Genomic DNA, 16,205 nt, shown 5'->3' with positions numbered 1-16,205 from the left:
CGATGAAGCAACGGCTGCTGGTGGTGGGCAACGGCATGGCGGGGATGCGCATGGTCGAGCGCCTGCTGCATCTCGCGCCGCATCGCTATGCCATCACGGTGATCGGGCGCGAGCCGCACGGCAACTACAACCGCGTGCTGCTGTCGCCGGTGCTGGCGGGCGAGAAAACCTTCGACGAGACGCTGATCCATCCGCGCGACTGGTACACGGCCAACGGCGTCACGCTGCTGGCGGGCGAAACGGCGCAGCGCGTCGATCTGACGGCGCGTCGGCTCGACACCGACCGGCGCGCGCTCGGCTGGGATCGGCTGGTGTTCGCCACCGGATCGCGGCCGCGGCTGCCCGCCATTCCCGGCATTGAGCGGCCGCAGGTGAGGGGCTTTCGCAGCAAAGCGGACGTCGACGCGCTGCTGGCGGGCACGGGGCCGGTGGTGGTGCTGGGCGGCGGCTTTCTCGGCATCGAAGCGGCCGCCGCGCTGCAGGCTCAGGGACGCGACGTCACGCTGCTGCACCACAAGGCCTGGCTGCTGGATCGCCAGCTCGACGCCCATGCGGGCGCGCTGCTCCTCGCTCAGCTCCGCGCGCGCGGCCTGCGCGTGGCGCTCAACAGCGGGCTGGCGGCAGTAACGGAAACCGGCGTGCAGCTGACTGACGGCCGCACGCTGCCCGCCGCGCAGGTGGTGATCGCCATCGGCGTCGAGCCGGAGATCGCCGTCGCGGCGGCGGCCGGCGTGCCCTGTCGGCGCGGCATTGTGGTGGATCGTCAGTTGCGCAGCGCGCTGCCCGACGTCTACGCCCTCGGCGAGTGCTGTGAAATCGGCGGCGACACCGCTGGCCTGGTGGCGCCCTGTCTGGCACAGGCAGAGGTGCTGGCGGCGCAGCTCGCCGGTCAGCCGGTGGCGGATTTCCGCTATCAGGAGAGCGGCACCCGGCTCAAGGTGAGCGGCATTTCGCTGTTCAGCGCGGGCGATATCCGCGAGGCGGAGAGCTGCGTCAGCGTCGATCCGCTCTCCGGCGACTATCGCCGCCTGTTTCTGCGCGACGGCCGCCTGCGCGGCATCGTGCTCTACGGCGACTGCCAGCAGGCGGCGCCGCTGCTGGCGAAGCTGCAGGCGGGCGAGCGCGCCGCGCTGCACACCCTTTTTGATAATCAACCTGAACCGCAGCCGCAGGCTGCAGGAAGCCTGATGATGAGTAAACCGGTATTAGCCGTGGTCGGCCACGGCATGGTCAGCCACCACTTTCTCGAACAGCTGGTGGCGCGCGCGCTGCATCAGCGCTATCACATCGTGGTCTACGGCGACGAGCGGCTGCCCGCCTACGACCGCGTGCATCTCTCATCTTACTTTGACGGCAAAAGCGCCGCCGATCTGTCGCTGGTGGGCGATAACTTCTTTGCCGACCACAATATCGAACTGCGCAGCGACTGCCGCGTGGTCGCCATCGATCGCCAGCGGCGCAGCCTGCGCGACAGCCGCGGCAGCGAACTGGCGTGGGACAAGCTGGTGCTCGCCACCGGATCGCGCGCCTTTGTGCCGCCGATCCCCGGCCATGACGACGCCCACTGTTTCGTCTACCGCACGCTGGAGGATCTCGACGCCATCTCCGCGCGCGCGCGCCACAGCCGACGCGGCGTGGTGATCGGCGGCGGCCTGCTGGGGCTGGAGGCGGCCAACGCGCTGCGCCAGCTCGGGCTGGAAACCCACGTGGTCGAGTTCGCGCCGCGCCTGATGGCGGTGCAGCTGGACGACGGCGGCGCGCAGATGCTGCGGCGCAAAATTGAGGCGCTCGGCGTGCAGGTGCACACCGCGAAGCAGACGCAGACCATCGACCGCGAGGCGGATGGCAGCCTGACGCTGCGCTTCGCCGACGGCGAGACGCTGAACAGCGATCTGGTGCTTTTCTCGGCGGGCATTCGCCCGCGCGACGAGCTGGCGCGCGAGGCGGGGCTAACCCTCGGCCCGCGCGGCGGCATTGAGATAAACGACCTGTGCCAGACCAGCGACAGCGAGGTTTACGCTATCGGCGAATGCGCGCTGTGGAACGGGCAGATCTTCGGCCTGGTTGCGCCGGGCTACCAGATGGCGCGCGTGCTGGCCGGACACCTCGCCGACGAGGCGAGCGCCTTTCGCGGCGCGGATATGAGCACCCGGCTCAAGCTGCTCGGCGTCGAGGTCGCCTCGTTCGGCGACGCGCACGGCCGCACGCCGGGCAGCCAGAGCCTCTACTGGACCGACGAGCCCAAAGGCGTCTACAAAAAAATCGTGGTGTGCGCCGAGGGCAAAGCCCTGCTGGGCGGCGTGCTGGTGGGCGACAGCGGCGACTACAGCACGCTGCTGCAGATGATGCTTAACCAGATGGCGCTGCCCGCCGCGCCGGAGAGCCTGATCCTGCCCGCGCTGGCGGGCGCGCCGTCAGCGGGGCTGGGCGTGGCGGCGCTGCCTGATAGCGCGCAGCTCTGCTCCTGCCACAACGTCAGCAAGGGCGACATCTGCGCGGCGGTGCAGGGCGGCTGTGGCGATATGGCGGCGGTAAAGCAGTGCACCCGCGCGGCCACCGGCTGCGGCGGCTGCGCGGCGCTGGTGAAGCAGGTGATGGAGCATCAGCTGGCGGATCTCGGCGTCGAGGTGAAGAAAGATATCTGCGAGCACTTCGCGTATTCGCGTCAGGAGCTGTACCACCTGATGCGCGTCGGCGAGCTGAAAAGCTGGGAGGCGCTGCTGGCGGCGCACGGGCGCGGCCACGGCTGCGAGGTCTGCAAGCCGCTGGCGGCGTCGCTGCTCGCCTCCTGCTGGAACGACTACCTGCTGAAACCGGCGCACCTGCCGCTGCAGGAGACCAACGATCGCTACTTCGCCAATATCCAGAAAGATGGCAGCTACTCCGTGGTGCCGCGCGTGCCGGGCGGCGAGATCACGCCGCAGGGATTGATCGCCATTGGCGAGGTGGCGGCGCGCTACGATCTCTACACCAAAATCACCGGCGGCCAGCGCATCGACCTCTTCGGCGCGCGGCTCGATCAGCTGCCCGCCATCTGGGAGGCGCTGCTGGCGGCGGGCTTTGAGACCGGGCACGCCTACGGCAAATCGCTGCGCACGGTGAAATCGTGCGTTGGCTCCAGCTGGTGCCGCTACGGCGTGCAGGACTCGACCGCCTTTGCCATCGCGCTGGAGCAGCGCTACAAGGGGCTGCGCGCGCCGCACAAGATCAAGATGGCGGTGTCGGGCTGCACCCGCGAGTGCGCCGAGGCGCAGAGCAAGGATATCGGCGTCATCGCCACCGACAAAGGCTGGAACCTCTACGTCTGCGGCAACGGCGGCATGAAGCCGCGCCACGCCGATCTCTTCGCCAGCGACCTCGACGACGAGACGCTGATGCGCTACGTCGACCGCATTCTGATGTTCTACGTGCGCACCGCCGACCGGCTGCAGCGCACCAGCGTCTGGCTGGACAACCTTGAGGGCGGGCTGGATTACCTGCGCCAGGTGGTGATCGACGACAGCCTCAACATCGCGGCGACGCTGGAGGCGGAGATGCAGCAGGTGGTCGCGACGTATCAGTGCGAATGGCGCACCACGCTGGCGGATCCGTCGCGCCGCGCGCTGTTTACCACCGCGCTCAACAGCGACCAGCCGGATGAAACCCTGCACTATGCGCGGGTGCGCGACCAGCGCCAGCCCGCCGCGCAGCCGCGCATTCCGCTGCGGCAGCTGCCCGCCGAGCCCTGGAGCGCGCTGTGCGATCTTGAAGCAGTGCCGCCGCAGGCGGGCATCGGCGCGCGCCTCGGCAGCGAGCGCATCGCGCTGTTCCGCTTCGGCGACGATCTCTACGCGCTGGAGGATCGCGAACCCGGCAGCGAGGTCAGCGTGCTGTCGCGCGGCATCCTCGGCGACGTGGCGGGCGAGCCGGTGGTGATTTCGCCGCTCTATAAGCAGCGCGTGCGGCTGCGCGACGGCCAGAGCCTCGACAATCCGCAGCACCAGCTGCGCTGCTGGCCGGTGAAGCTGGAAGCGGGGCGCATCTGGGTGGCGAACCGCCCCCTTAACCTGATGGCGGAAGCGTCATGAACAGCACCTGTCCCTACTGTGGCGTCGGCTGCGGCGTCAGCGTGCGCGACGACGGCAGCGTCGCGGGCGACGTCAGCCATCCGGCCAACCTTGGCCGCCTGTGCGTCAAAGGCGCGGCGCTGGGCGAAACCCTGAACGCCAGCGGGCGGCTGCTGTGGGCGCAGGTGGATGGCGCGCGCGCGCCGCTGGAAACGGCACTGGAGAGCGCCGCCGCGCGGCTGCGCGCCATTATCGACCAGCACGGCCCTGAGGCGGTGGCGATCTACGCTTCAGGGCAGCTGCTCACCGAGGATTACTACGTCGCCAACAAGCTGATGAAGGGCTATATCGGCGCGGCCAATATCGACACCAACTCGCGGCTCTGCATGGCCTCGGCGGTGGTGGGCTACAAGCGCGCCTTCGGCGCAGACGCGGTACCCTGCTGCTATGAGGATTTTGCCGCCGCGGATCTGGTGGTGCTGGTCGGCTCAAACGCCGCCTGGACCCATCCGGTGGCCTATCAGCGGCTGGTGCAGGCGAAGCAGCAGCGTCCGGCGCTGCGCGTGGTGGTGATCGATCCACGCCGCACCGCCAGCGCCGATCTGGCGGATCGCCATCTGCCGCTGCGGCCGGGCAGCGACGGCGCGCTGTTCAGCGGCCTGCTCCACTGGCTGGCGCAGCATGAGGGCATCGACAGCAGCATGCTGCCGCACCTGAACGGGGTGGCGGAGACGCTTGAGGCGGCGCAGCCCTGGACGCTGGCGCGCGTCGCCGCGGCGTGCGAGCTGGAGGAGGCGGCGCTGGCGGACTTCTACCGGCTGTTTACCCGCTGCGAGCGCGTGCTGACGCTCTGGTGCATGGGCGTCAACCAGTCGGCGACCGGCAGCGACACCAACAACGCCATCCTTAACGTGCATCTGCTGAGCGGCAAGCTGGGCCGCGCGGGCTGCGGGCCGTTTTCGCTGACCGGTCAGCCCAACGCTATGGGCGGCCGCGAAGTGGGTGGGCTGGCGAACCAGCTGGCGGCGCATATGGGCTTTAGCGACGCGGAGTGCGACCGGCTGCAGCGCTTCTGGCGCAGCCCGACTGTGGCGCGGCGGCCCGGCCTGACCGCCGTTGCGCTGTTTGAGGCGGTGGCGCGCGGCGAGGTCAAAGCGGTGTGGATCCTCGGCACCAATCCGGCGGTGTCGATGCCGGAGGGCAACCGCGTGGCGCAGGCGCTGGCCGCCTGTCCGCTGGTGATCGTCTCCGACGTCATGGCGCACACCGACACCACCGCCTTCGCCGATATTCTGCTGCCCGCGCTCGGCTGGGGCGAGAAAAATGGCACCGTCACCAACTCCGAGCGGCGCCTGTCGCGCCAGCGCGCCTTTGTGCCGCCGCCCGGTGAGGCGAAGCCGGACTGGTGGCTGCTGGCGCAGGTGGCGCAGCGGCTCGGCTTCGGCGACGCCTTTGGCTGGAGCCATCCGGCGCAGATATTTCGCGAGCACGCCGCGCTCTCCGGCTTTGAAAATCACGGCCAGCGCGCCTTTGACATCAGCGGGCTGGCGCAGCTCAGCGACGCGCAGTGGGATCGGCTGCAGCCGGTGCAGTGGCCGGTCAACGCGCGCTTTCCCGACGGCTGCGCCCGCCTGTTCGGCGATCGGCGCTTTTACCATGCCGACGGCAAAGCGCGGCTGCTGCCCTGCGCCGCGCCCGCTGCGACGCCGGTCAGCGCGGCGCTGCCGCTACTGATGAACAGCGGGCGCATTCGCGATCAGTGGCACACCATGACGCGCACCGGCGCGGTGGCGCGACTGATGCAGCATATCGACGAGCCCTTTATCGCCCTGCATCCGGCGACGGCGCAGCGCTGGGGCCTCGCCAGCGGCGACCTGGCGCGCGTGCAGTCGGCGCACGGCTGGATGGCGGCGCGTGTACGCCTCGACAGCGGCATGCGGCTCAACGAGCTCTTTGCGCCGATGCACTGGAGCCGTCAGTTCGCGCTGCAGAGCAGCGTCGACGCGCTGGTGGCGGCGCGCGGTTGTCCCCATTCGGGACAGCCCGCCTTCAAACAGACGGCGGTGCGCCTGGCGCCGCTGCGCGCCGACTGGCAGGGCTGGCTGTGGCAGCGCGGCATCGCCGCGCCCGACGGCGTGCGCTACTGGGCGCGCGCGCCGCAGGCAGGCGCGCAGCGACTGACGCTGGCGGGCGACGGCACCGCGCATGACTGGGCGCAGGCGCAACTGGCGACCCAGGGAATGCAGCTGCAGCAGGCCGTGGGGGCCGCCGGAGAATACCGGCTGCTGGCGTGGCGCGACGGCGCGTTACAGCTGGCGTTCTACGCCGCGCCGCGTTTGCCGACCCTCGATCAGGATCTGATCGCCGCCGCCTTCCGCGCGCCGCCTGGCGACGCCGCCGGGCGCTTTGCACTGCTGGCGGGCCGCGCGGCGCAGAGCAGCGGCACAGGCCGCATCATCTGCAGCTGCTTCGGCGTCGGCGAAAACGCTATCCGCCAGGCGATCGCGCAGGGCTGCGACTCGCCGGCGGCGCTGGGCACCGCGCTAAAGTGCGGCACCAACTGCGGCTCCTGCCTGCCTGAACTGAAACAACTGTTAGTCACGCCGGCCACGGCGTAACGGAGAAGCTGATGACCTGTGCAATCGAAACACTGAATACACTGCTGGCGAACGGCCAGGGAGAGGGGCGCGTCTGGCTGGTGGGCGCCGGTCCGGGCGACGTCGAGCTGCTGACGGTAAAAGCGCTACGGCTGCTACACCAGGCGGAGGTGGTGGTCTATGACCGGCTGGTGAGCGAGGCGGTGATGGCGGAGGTGCCGGCCTCGGCGATCTGCATCGACGTCGGCAAGCAGCCGGGCCGTCACGGGCTGAAGCAGGGCGAGATCAATCAGCTGCTGGCGGATCTGGCGCGCGGCGGCCGCGAGGTGGTGCGCCTGAAAGGGGGCGATCCCTTTATCTTCGGGCGCGGCGGCGAGGAGCTGGCGTTTCTGCAGCAGGCGCAGGTGCGCTGCGAGGTGGTGCCGGGCATTACCGCCGCGGTCGGCTGCGCCGCCGCCAGCACTATCCCGCTGACGCACCGCGACTGCGCCCAGTCGCTGCGCTTGATCACCGGCCACGGCAAACTCGGCGAGCCGCGGCTGGCGGAGCAGGCGCTGAGCGACCCGCGCGAGACGCTGGTGTTCTATATGGGGCTGCGCTGGAGCGCGTCGATCGCCGAACAGCTGCAGCGCCAGGGGCGCGCGGGCGAGACGCCGGTGGCCATTATCGAGAACGGCACGCGTGCGGATCAGCGGGTGCTGATCACCACGCTGGCGGCGCTGGCAGAGACGGTGGCGCAGCAGCAGCCGGTGTCACCGTCGCTGCTGATCGTCGGCGAGGTGGTGCGCTACGCCGCCGCCGCGCAGCCCGCCGCGGCCGCCGCACAGGCCTAAACCGCGCGCCGCTGCGCCTGCGGCAGCGACGCCACCAGCACGTTGACGCCAAGCGCCTCGAAGGCGGCGATCTGCGCCGCGCTGATGCCGTCATCGGTGATCAGATAGTGGATATGGCTCCAGTCGCAGGGCAGCGCGAACATCGACACCTTGTCGATTTTGCTGGAGTCCGCCACCACGTAGACCTGGCTGGCGGATTTAATCATCGCCATTTTTACTTTGATGTCGGTCTCGCTGGGAAAGCTGAGGCCGAGGCGCGGCGAGATGCAGGCGGTGGCGAGAAACAGCTTCTCTGCCAGCACGTTTTCAAAGAAGTTCGCCGCCTTTTCGCCGGAGGTGGAGAGCGTGGGGAACTTAAAGGTGCCGCCGGTCAGCAGGATGTTGATGCCTGGCTCGCCGCCCAGCTTGAGGGCGATATTCACCGCCGTGGTGACCACCGACAGGCGGCGAATATGGCCAATCGCTTCGGCAATGGCGGTGGTGGTGGTGCCTGAATCGAAAATCACCGTGTCGCCGTTTTCGATATGCTGCGCCGCCAGCCGGCCAATCGCCTCTTTCTCCTCCAGATGGGTCTGCCGCTCCAGCAGCAGCGCCCCGGTATTCTGCTTGCCGGTCATCAGGGTGGCGCCGCCGTGATAGCGCTGCACAAACCCCTGCTTTTGCAGCATTCTCAGGTCGGTACGGATGGTGGCCTCTGTCAGGCCGAACGCCTCCGTCAGCGCCTTCACCGTCACCGTGCCGTCTTCGCGGATCATCTCCAGGATCTTTTCGCGGCGCTGCTGCATATCGGCAAGCTGCTCAGTTTTGCTTTTCAATCGAAATGCTCCCTCTTTTCAACCACGGTCGTTTCTGGCGAACAGGCGCCTGTCGCTGAGTTTACCCCGCACTTTTGGCGATTGCGAGACGGCTCGGTGGTGCTTTTATTTTCGAACGAAAATGATATGTGCGCATGTTGTTGAATGTGCTGGGTTCGCGTAGCGCCTTTATCCATGCGGCTTGTTAGCATTACCGCTGATTGCACGGCAAAACAAGGGGATAAAATTTATTTTTGCGAGGTGTATGAAATTTGATCTCACCCACATACCGTATCGATTCGATAGCATATATTTTTGTTCGAAAATGAATGATTCCTTTGCGGCCAGTAAAAAATCACGGTTATCGGGCGCGGCCGCCCGGCACCACACAGGAGAAGCACAGATGAGCAGTGAATATGACGTAAACCTGCGCTACGGCGTCGACAGCAGCCTGGATCTCGGCGGCAAAGTGGCGGTGGTCACCGGCGGATTGGGCGGCATCGCCATGGCGAGCAACGAGATGCTGCTGGCGAAAGGGGCGCGTCTGGCGCTGCTCTATCCCCCTTTTGAGGCGGAGAAAGTCGCCAGCCTGCGCGACGGCTTCGACGCCGATAAGGTGCAGTTCGTCGAGTGCGACGTCACCGAACCCGCCTCGGTGGAAAGGGCGTTCGACGCGGTGGCGCAGCACTACGGGCAGATCGACATTCTGGTCAACTGCGCCGGCTACGTGATGCTGCAGCCGGTGCTGGAGACCGACTTCGCCGAATGGCAGAAGCAGATCGCCGTCAACCTCACCGGGCCGTTTCTCTGCGCCCAGGCGGCGGGCAAACGCATGGTGGCAGCGGGCAACGGCGGCAAGATTATCAACATCGCTTCGCAGGCCGCCTCTATCGCCATCGACAACCATGTCGCCTACACCTCGGCGAAGGCGGGCCTGCTCGGCATGACCAAAGTGATGGCGAAAGAGTTCGCCCCGCACCGCATCAACGTCAACACCCTGTCGCCCACCGTGGTGCTGACGCCGATGGGCGAAAAAGCCTGGCGCGGCGAGAAAGGCGAACAGATGAAAAAACTGATCCCGTTAGGACGCTTCGCCTACACCGACGAAATCGCCGCCGCCGTGCTGTTTTTCGCCAGCAACGGCAGCGACATGATTACCGGCGCCGATCTGATGATCGATGGCGGTTTTACCATCTGGTAATGCAGCACCACACCCGTACAGCGTCACAACCCTACACATAGAAGAGAGAACCTCACCATGACCATCCGCTCCCTGTTGTGCACCGCGATCGCCGCCAGCCTCTTCTCCAGCGCCGGCTTCGCGGCGGAGAAAGGCACCATCATGATCCTCGTTAACTCGCTGGATAATCCCTATTACGCCTCGGAAGCCAAAGGCGCCAACCTCAAGGCGCAGGCGCTGGGCTACAAAACCTCGGTGCTGTCGCACGGCGAAGACGTCAAGAAGCAGAGCGAGCTGATTGACGCCGCCATCGGCAAAAAGGTGCAGGGCATTATTCTCGACAACGCCGACTCTACCGCCAGCGTGGCGGCGATCAAAAAAGCCAAAGCGGCCGGCATCCCGGTGGTGCTGATCAACCGCGAGATCCCGGTGGATGACGTGGCACTGGAGCAGATCACCCATAACAACTTCCAGGCCGGCTCCGACGTCGCCACCGTGTTCGTTGAGAAGATGGGCGAGAAGGGCAAATACGCCGAGCTGACCTGCAACCTGGCGGACAACAACTGCGTCACGCGTTCGAAATCCTTCCATCAGGTACTGGATCAGTATCCCGATATGCAGAGCGTGGCGCGTCAGGACGCGAAAGGCACCCTGATCGACGGCAAGCGCATTATGGACAGCATCCTGCAGGCGCACCCCGATGTGAAAGGGGTGATCTGCGGCAACGGGCCGGTGGCGCTGGGCGCTATCGCCGCGCTGAAGGCGGCGGGGCGCGACGACGTTACCGTGGTGGGCATCGACGGCAGCAACGACGAGCGCGACGCGGTGAAAGCCGGCACGCTGAAAGCCACGGTGATGCTGCAGGCGCAGGCCATCGCCGCCCAGGGCGTCACCGATCTGGACAACTTCATTCAGAAAGGCACTAAACCGGCGAAGCAGCGCGTGATGTTCCGCGGCATCCTGATCACGCCGGACAACGCCAGCGGCGTGCAGGACTTCAACTTTAAGTCGTAATCACTCGCAGCGGCGCCCGTGCTCGACGGGCGTCAGGAGAATCGAATGGACAGACGACTCTGGCTTCTGCTGCCGATGATGGTGCTCGGCGGTTGCCGCATTGTGTCGCAGCAGGAGCTGGCGGATCTGAAAAATCCGCCCAACCCGAAGATGGCGAATATCGCCCAGACCTGGCGCGAGCAGCTGGTGCCGCAGGTGCAGCACGATGCGAAACCGGCGGCAGCGCTGCTGCAGGCGCTGCAGGCGGAGAAAGATTTCGACGCCGCCTGCCGCACGCTGGGCTACCGCAGCCAGGCGGAAAACCCCTGCATCTTTAGCGTCAGCGTCAGCGGTGAGGTGACGGCGCTCAACACCACCTCGCGCAACGGCCGCATGACGGTGAAAACCGCCGCCGGCGACAGCGTAACGGTGCAGACCGGCCCGATTATCCCCGGCACCGCGCTGCGCGACGCCTACAAGGGCGCCAGCTATCAGGACTTCAACGATCAGGTGCTGTTCGGCGACTACGGCCGCGCCATCAATCAGCAGGCCGCCGATATGATGGCGGCGTTTAAACCGGAGGTCGGCGACAGGGTTCAGCTGACGGGCGTGTTCAGCAGCTGGGACGTGCCGCAGCAGATCCCGAACGTGACGCCCGTCGCAATCGCGCGGCAGTAAGGAGCGGCTATGCATAATCCACAAGCGGACGCGGCCAGCGAGGTGATCATCGAGACGCGCAACTTGTCGCGCATCTATCCCGGCGTCACCGCGCTCGATCAGGTCAACTACCGCGTCTACCGCAACAAGGTCAATGTGCTGATCGGCGAAAACGGCGCGGGCAAATCCACCATGATGAAGATGCTGGCTGGCGTGGAAACACTCTCCAGCGGCGAGATCCTGCTCGACGGGCAGCCGGTGACGCTCGCCTCGACCCATCAGGCGGAAAAACAGGGCATCAGCATCATCTTTCAGGAGCTGAACCTGTTCCCCAATATGAACGTAATGGACAACATCTTTATCGCCAACGAGTTCTTCCAGCGCGGCACCATCAACGAGAAGTATCAGTATGCGCTGGCGAAGTCGCTGCTGGAGCGGCTGGAGCTGGATGTCGACCCCTACGCGCCGCTCGGCGAACTGGGCATCGGCCATCAGCAGCTGGTGGAGATCGCGCGCGCGCTCTCGAAAGATACGCGCGTGCTGATTATGGACGAGCCGACCAGCGCGCTCAGCCAGTCAGAGGTGCGGGTGCTGTTCAATGTGATCGACCAGCTGAAGCGGCGCGGCGTCACCATTATCTATATCTCCCATCGGCTGGAGGAGCTGATGGAGATCGGCGACCACATCACCATCTTCCGCGACGGCCGCTTTATCAGCGAGCGCGAGGTGCGCGACGCCAGCGTGCCCTGGATTATCGAGCAGATGGTTGGCGACAAGAAAAAGCACTTCGACTATCAGGCGGCGCCGCAGGGGGAGACGGTGCTGGAGGTGAGCGGCCTGACTGCGCTGCACCAGAACGGCGGCTACCGCCTCAACGACGTCAGCTTCTCGCTGCGCAAAGGGGAAGTGATCGGCATTTACGGCCTGCTGGGCGCCGGGCGCACCGAGCTGTTCAAGGGGCTGATCGGTTTAATGCACTGTCAGTCGGGCAAGGTGCGGCTGGCGGGCAGCGCGCTGGAGCGCAGCAGCTTTCAGCAGCGTCTGAAGCGCGGCATCGCGCTGGTGCCGGAGGATCGCCAGGGCGAAGGGGTGGTGCAGCTGATGTCGATCACCGCCAATATGACCCTGACCGACCTCAGCCTGCGCGGCTTTCGCCGCGCGCTGCGGCTGCTGCGTCCGGCGCAGGAGAAGCGGCGCGTGGACGAAATGATCGGGCACCTGGCGATCAAGGTCAGCGATCCCGAGCTGCCGATCACCTCGCTGAGCGGCGGTAACCAGCAGAAGGTGGTGCTGGGCAAGGCGCTGATGACCGGGCCGCAGGTGGTGCTGCTGGATGAGCCGACGCGCGGCATCGACGTCGGCGCAAAAACCGACGTTTATCACCTGATCGGCACGCTGGCGCAGCAGGGACTGGCGGTGATGTTCTCTTCGTCCGAGCTGGATGAGGTAATGGCGCTGGCGGACCGCGTGCTGGTGATGGCCGACGGACGCATTACCGCCGATTTATCCCGCGCCGACGCCACGCGCGAGAAACTGATTACGGCCTCGACGCCGCATGACTAAGCCGCCGGTTTCACAGGCATGACGGGCGATCGCCTGCTGGAGAAATGATGAACCAAAAATACCTGCTCTATATGTACCTGCTGAAAGCGCGCACCTTTATCGCGCTGCTGATTGTTATCGGCTTTTTCAGCGTGATGGTGCCGAACTTCCTTACCCCGTCGAACCTGCTGATTATGACCCAGCACGTCGCCATTACCGGGCTGCTGGCCATCGGCATGACGCTGGTGATCCTCACCGGCGGCATCGACCTCTCGGTCGGCGCGGTGGCGGGCATCTGCGGCATGGTGGCGGGCGCGCTGCTCACCAGCGGCGTGCCGCTGTGGGGCGGCAACACCCTGTTCCTTAACGTGCCGGAGGTGATCCTGGCGGTAGCCGTGTTTGGCATGATTATCGGGCTGGTGAACGGCGCGGTGATCACCCGGCTCGGCGTCGCGCCCTTTATCTGCACCCTCGGCATGATGTACGTGGCGCGCGGCGCGGCGCTGCTGTTCAACGACGGCAGCACCTACGCCAACCTGGTGGGCCTGCCGGCGCTCGGCAACACCGGCTTCGCCTTTCTCGGCTCCGGCACGCTGCTCGGCGTCTACTTGCCGATCTGGCTGATGGTGGGCTTTCTGCTGCTCGGCCTCTACCTGACGCGCAAAACCCCGCTGGGACGCTATATCTACGCCACCGGCGGCAACGAGTCGGCCGCGCGGCTGGCGGGCGTGCCGATCGTCAAGGTGAAGATTTTCGTCTACGCCTTCTCCGGCCTCTGCGCCGGGCTGGTAGGGCTGGTGGTGGCGTCGCAGCTGCAAACCGCCCATCCAATGACCGGCAATATGTTCGAGATGGACGCCATCGGCGCCACGGTGCTGGGCGGCACGGCGCTGGCGGGCGGACGCGGCCGCGTCTCCGGCTCGATTATCGGCGCCTTCGTTATCGTCTTCCTTGCCGACGGCATGGTGATGATGGGCGTCAGCGATTTCTGGCAGATGGTGATCAAAGGGCTGGTGATCGTCACCGCCGTGGTGATCGACCAGTTCCAGCAACGGTTGCAAAGCAAAGTGGTGCTGCTGCGTCGCCATGAAAAAAAGCAGCAGTCGACACCCCTGTCTAAAGTGAGTCATGGATAAGCGGAGGGCAACATGACGCGTAATTTTCAAGGACAAACCGTAGTGATTACCGGCGCCTGTCGCGGCATCGGCGCCGGCATCGCCGAGCGCTTCGCGCGCGACGGCGCAAACCTGGTGATGGTCTCCAACGCCGAGCGGGTGTTTGCCACCGCCGAGACGCTGGCGGCGCGCTACGGCAGCGAGATCCTGGCGCTGCAGGCGGACGTCACCGATGAAGAGGCGGTGCGCCAGCTTTACCAGCAGGCGTTTGACCGCTTTGGCCGCATCGACGTCTCAATTCAGAACGCAGGGGTGATCACCATCGATCGCTTCGACGCGATGCCGAAAGCGGACTTTGAGAAAGTGCTGGCGGTCAACACCACCGGCGTCTGGCTCTGCTGTCGTGAAGCGGCGAAATATATGGTGCAGCAGAATCGCGGCAGTTTAATCAACACCTCGTCGGGCCAGGGCCGTCAGGGCTTTATCTATACGCCGCACTACGCGGCGAGCAAGATGGGGGTAATCGGTATCACCCAGAGCCTGGCGCTCGAGCTGGCGCCCTGGCATATCACCGTCAACGCCTTCTGTCCCGGTATTATCGAAAGCGAGATGTGGGATTATAACGATCGCGTCTGGGGTGAGATCCTCAGCAGCGAGAAGAAAACCTATGGCAAGGGCGAGCTGATGGCGGAGTGGGTCGAAAATATTCCGCTGAAGCGCGCCGGTCAGCCCGAGGATGTTGCCGGACTGGTGGCGTTCCTCGCCTCGGAGGACGCGCGCTATATTACCGGCCAGACCATCAACGTCGACGGCGGCCTGATCTTCTCCTGACGTATCCGCTGGGTAAACAGCCTGTTTATCCAGCGTTCCCCCGCCTTTTTCGCCCGCTTTTCCCACTATATTGCCGCTTCGGCCTGCATAATAATGACGATGTGTTAAAGTTACGCTATTGGTTTTGTGAGCAAGGTCTCGTTAATACGCTGAAAAACAGATTGTGCCCCTGATGCTTTTTTATCGTTCTCCTCTCTTACTGGGTAGATGGCTACGGGTCGCTGCGGCGGCGCTTATTAGCGTGCCTGCCGCCCAGGCCTTTACCGAAACGCCCTCTGTCGCGCAGGCGCCCTTCGACGATCCGGCGCGCTTTCAGCAGCAGCTGGCGGCGCTGCCCGCGCTGGGCAACGCCAGCAGCGACGATGAGTGGAATAAGCGCCTCGCCACCATCGCCAAAAGCATCGGCGAAGCGAGTCAAAACGGCGACAGCGACACCACGTTCGGCCAGCAGGCGGGCGTCTGGGCCTTTAACCACTTCCGCGACGAGGTAGCGAACCGCGTCGAGAGCGAAGGGAAGTCGCTGCTCTCGCCCTACGGCAACGCCCAGCTCGATCTGATGGTGGATATGCAGGGCAGCTTTACCGGCACCGGCGGCGATCTTTTTACCGCGCTGTCGGACCAGCGCAGCCATCTTACTTTTAGCCAGGTCGGGCTGCGCGACACCAGCGACGGGCTGGTGGGCAACGTCGGGCTGGGCCAGCGTTGGGTGACGCCGAACTGGCTGCTTGGCTACAACGCCTTTCTTGACCGCAGCGTCGATATCGGCCAGCAGCGCGCCTCGCTCGGCACCGAGGCCTGGAACGAAAATCTGCGCCTCTCCGCCAACTACTATCATCCGCTGGGCGGCTGGAAGAACAGCGGCGAGACGCAGCAGCAGCGCATGGCGCGCGGCTATGACATCACCACCCAGAGCTATCTGCCGTTCTACCGCCAGCTCGGCGTGTCGCTGAGCTGGGAGCAGTATCTCGGCGACAACGTCGATCTGTTTCACAGCGGTAACCGCTATCACAATCCCTCAGCGCTGTCGCTCGGCCTCTCCTATACGCCGGTGCCGCTGGTAACGCTGTCGGCCAGCCATAAAACCAGCAGCGCGGGGGAAACCCAGGATCAGCTCGGCCTGAAGCTCAACTACCGCTTCGGCGTGGCGCTGAGCAAGCAGCTGGAGGCGAGCAATGTTGCCGAGGCGCGCTCGCTACGCGGCAGCCGCTACGACCGCGTTACCCGCTCAGACACGCCGGTGCTCGATTTCCGCCAGCGTAAAACCCTGTCGGTGTTTCTCGCCACGCCGCCGTGGCAGCTGACGCCGGGCGAAAGCCTGCCGCTGAAGCTGCAGATCCGCCACAGCAACCCGATCAAGGCGGTGAGCTGGCAGGGCGACACCCAGGCGCTGAGCCTGACGCCGCCGGCGGATAACAGCCAGCCGCAGGGCTGGAGCCTGATTGTGCCCGCGTGGGACGACTCCCCAGGCGCCAGCAACGAGTACCGTCTGTCAGTGACGCTGGAGGATGATAAGCAGCAGCGCGTCACCTCCAACTGGATCACCCTGACGGTGCAGCCGCCGATGCGGGTCGATAACGGGCAGGAAGGGGATCGCTTCGATATTATGGCGCCCTGAAG

Annotated in this window: 11 protein-coding genes; 10 read left to right on the top strand and 1 reads right to left on the bottom strand. The window is 65.6% G+C overall.

Features of this window, described 5'->3' with window-relative positions:
* Positions 1 to 2: 2 nt before the first annotated feature.
* Genes nirB through cobA form a run of 3 tightly spaced genes read left to right on the top strand, consistent with a single transcriptional unit; the run spans position 3 to position 7,476 of the window.
* Complete coding sequence (nirB, locus tag MC269_RS10380) at positions 3 to 4,067, top strand: nitrite reductase large subunit NirB (RefSeq protein WP_239952329.1); 4,065 nt, start codon at positions 3 to 5, stop codon at positions 4,065 to 4,067.
* A complete protein-coding gene (locus MC269_RS10375) occupies positions 4,064 to 6,664 on the top strand; it encodes a nitrate reductase (protein WP_239952328.1) in 2,601 nt (866 codons plus the stop codon). Before nirB ends, MC269_RS10375 begins: the two co-directional genes overlap by 4 nt.
* Before the next feature lie 11 nt (positions 6,665 to 6,675).
* Positions 6,676 to 7,476, top strand: coding sequence for a uroporphyrinogen-III C-methyltransferase (gene cobA / locus MC269_RS10370; protein ID WP_081137235.1), 801 nt, complete (start codon positions 6,676 to 6,678; stop codon positions 7,474 to 7,476).
* On the opposite strand, the gene MC269_RS10365 is transcribed toward cobA, so the two are convergent.
* Positions 7,473 to 8,291, bottom strand: a complete 819-nt coding sequence (locus tag MC269_RS10365) for a DeoR/GlpR family DNA-binding transcription regulator (RefSeq protein ID WP_081137237.1) — start codon at positions 8,289 to 8,291, stop codon at positions 7,473 to 7,475. The genes cobA and MC269_RS10365 overlap by 4 nt on opposite strands.
* A 382-nt stretch (positions 8,292 to 8,673) precedes the next feature.
* Here MC269_RS10365 and MC269_RS10360 point away from each other — a divergent pair, with 382 nt between their 5' ends.
* From MC269_RS10360 to MC269_RS10330, 7 genes are all read left to right on the top strand, one after another.
* Positions 8,674 to 9,471: a GolD/DthD family dehydrogenase gene (locus MC269_RS10360; RefSeq protein ID WP_239952327.1), complete on the top strand. Its 798-nt coding sequence runs from the start codon at positions 8,674 to 8,676 to the stop codon at positions 9,469 to 9,471.
* Positions 9,472 to 9,528: 57 nt separating this feature from the next.
* The gene (locus MC269_RS10355; RefSeq protein ID WP_081137241.1) at positions 9,529 to 10,464 is read left to right on the top strand and encodes a D-ribose ABC transporter substrate-binding protein; all 936 of its coding nucleotides are present in this window, start codon (positions 9,529 to 9,531) and stop codon (positions 10,462 to 10,464) included.
* 45 nt (positions 10,465 to 10,509) lie between these two features.
* Positions 10,510 to 11,121, top strand: a complete 612-nt coding sequence (locus MC269_RS10350; RefSeq protein WP_239952326.1) for a DUF2291 family protein — start codon at positions 10,510 to 10,512, stop codon at positions 11,119 to 11,121.
* Positions 11,122 to 11,130: 9 nt separating this feature from the next.
* The gene (locus MC269_RS10345; RefSeq protein WP_239952325.1) at positions 11,131 to 12,663 is read left to right on the top strand and encodes a sugar ABC transporter ATP-binding protein; all 1,533 of its coding nucleotides are present in this window, start codon (positions 11,131 to 11,133) and stop codon (positions 12,661 to 12,663) included.
* Positions 12,664 to 12,710: 47 nt separating this feature from the next.
* Positions 12,711 to 13,778 (top strand): ABC transporter permease, encoded by a 1,068-nt coding sequence (locus MC269_RS10340; protein WP_239952324.1) that lies wholly within the window; start codon positions 12,711 to 12,713, stop codon positions 13,776 to 13,778.
* Positions 13,779 to 13,790: 12 nt separating this feature from the next.
* Positions 13,791 to 14,588 (top strand): glucose 1-dehydrogenase, encoded by a 798-nt coding sequence (locus MC269_RS10335; RefSeq protein ID WP_081137249.1) that lies wholly within the window; start codon positions 13,791 to 13,793, stop codon positions 14,586 to 14,588.
* Positions 14,589 to 14,760: 172 nt separating this feature from the next.
* On the top strand, positions 14,761 to 16,203 hold the full coding sequence (locus MC269_RS10330; RefSeq protein ID WP_239952323.1) for a YchO/YchP family invasin: 1,443 nt from the start codon (positions 14,761 to 14,763) through the stop codon (positions 16,201 to 16,203).
* The last annotated feature ends 2 nt before the right edge of the window (positions 16,204 to 16,205 follow it).

The sequence above is a fragment of the Pantoea sp. Z09 genome, assembly GCF_022394795.1.
Lineage (GTDB): Bacteria > Pseudomonadota > Gammaproteobacteria > Enterobacterales > Enterobacteriaceae > Pantoea > Pantoea latae.
Note: the sequence above shows the minus strand (reverse complement) of the source record. Positions and strands in the feature narration are given on the sequence as shown.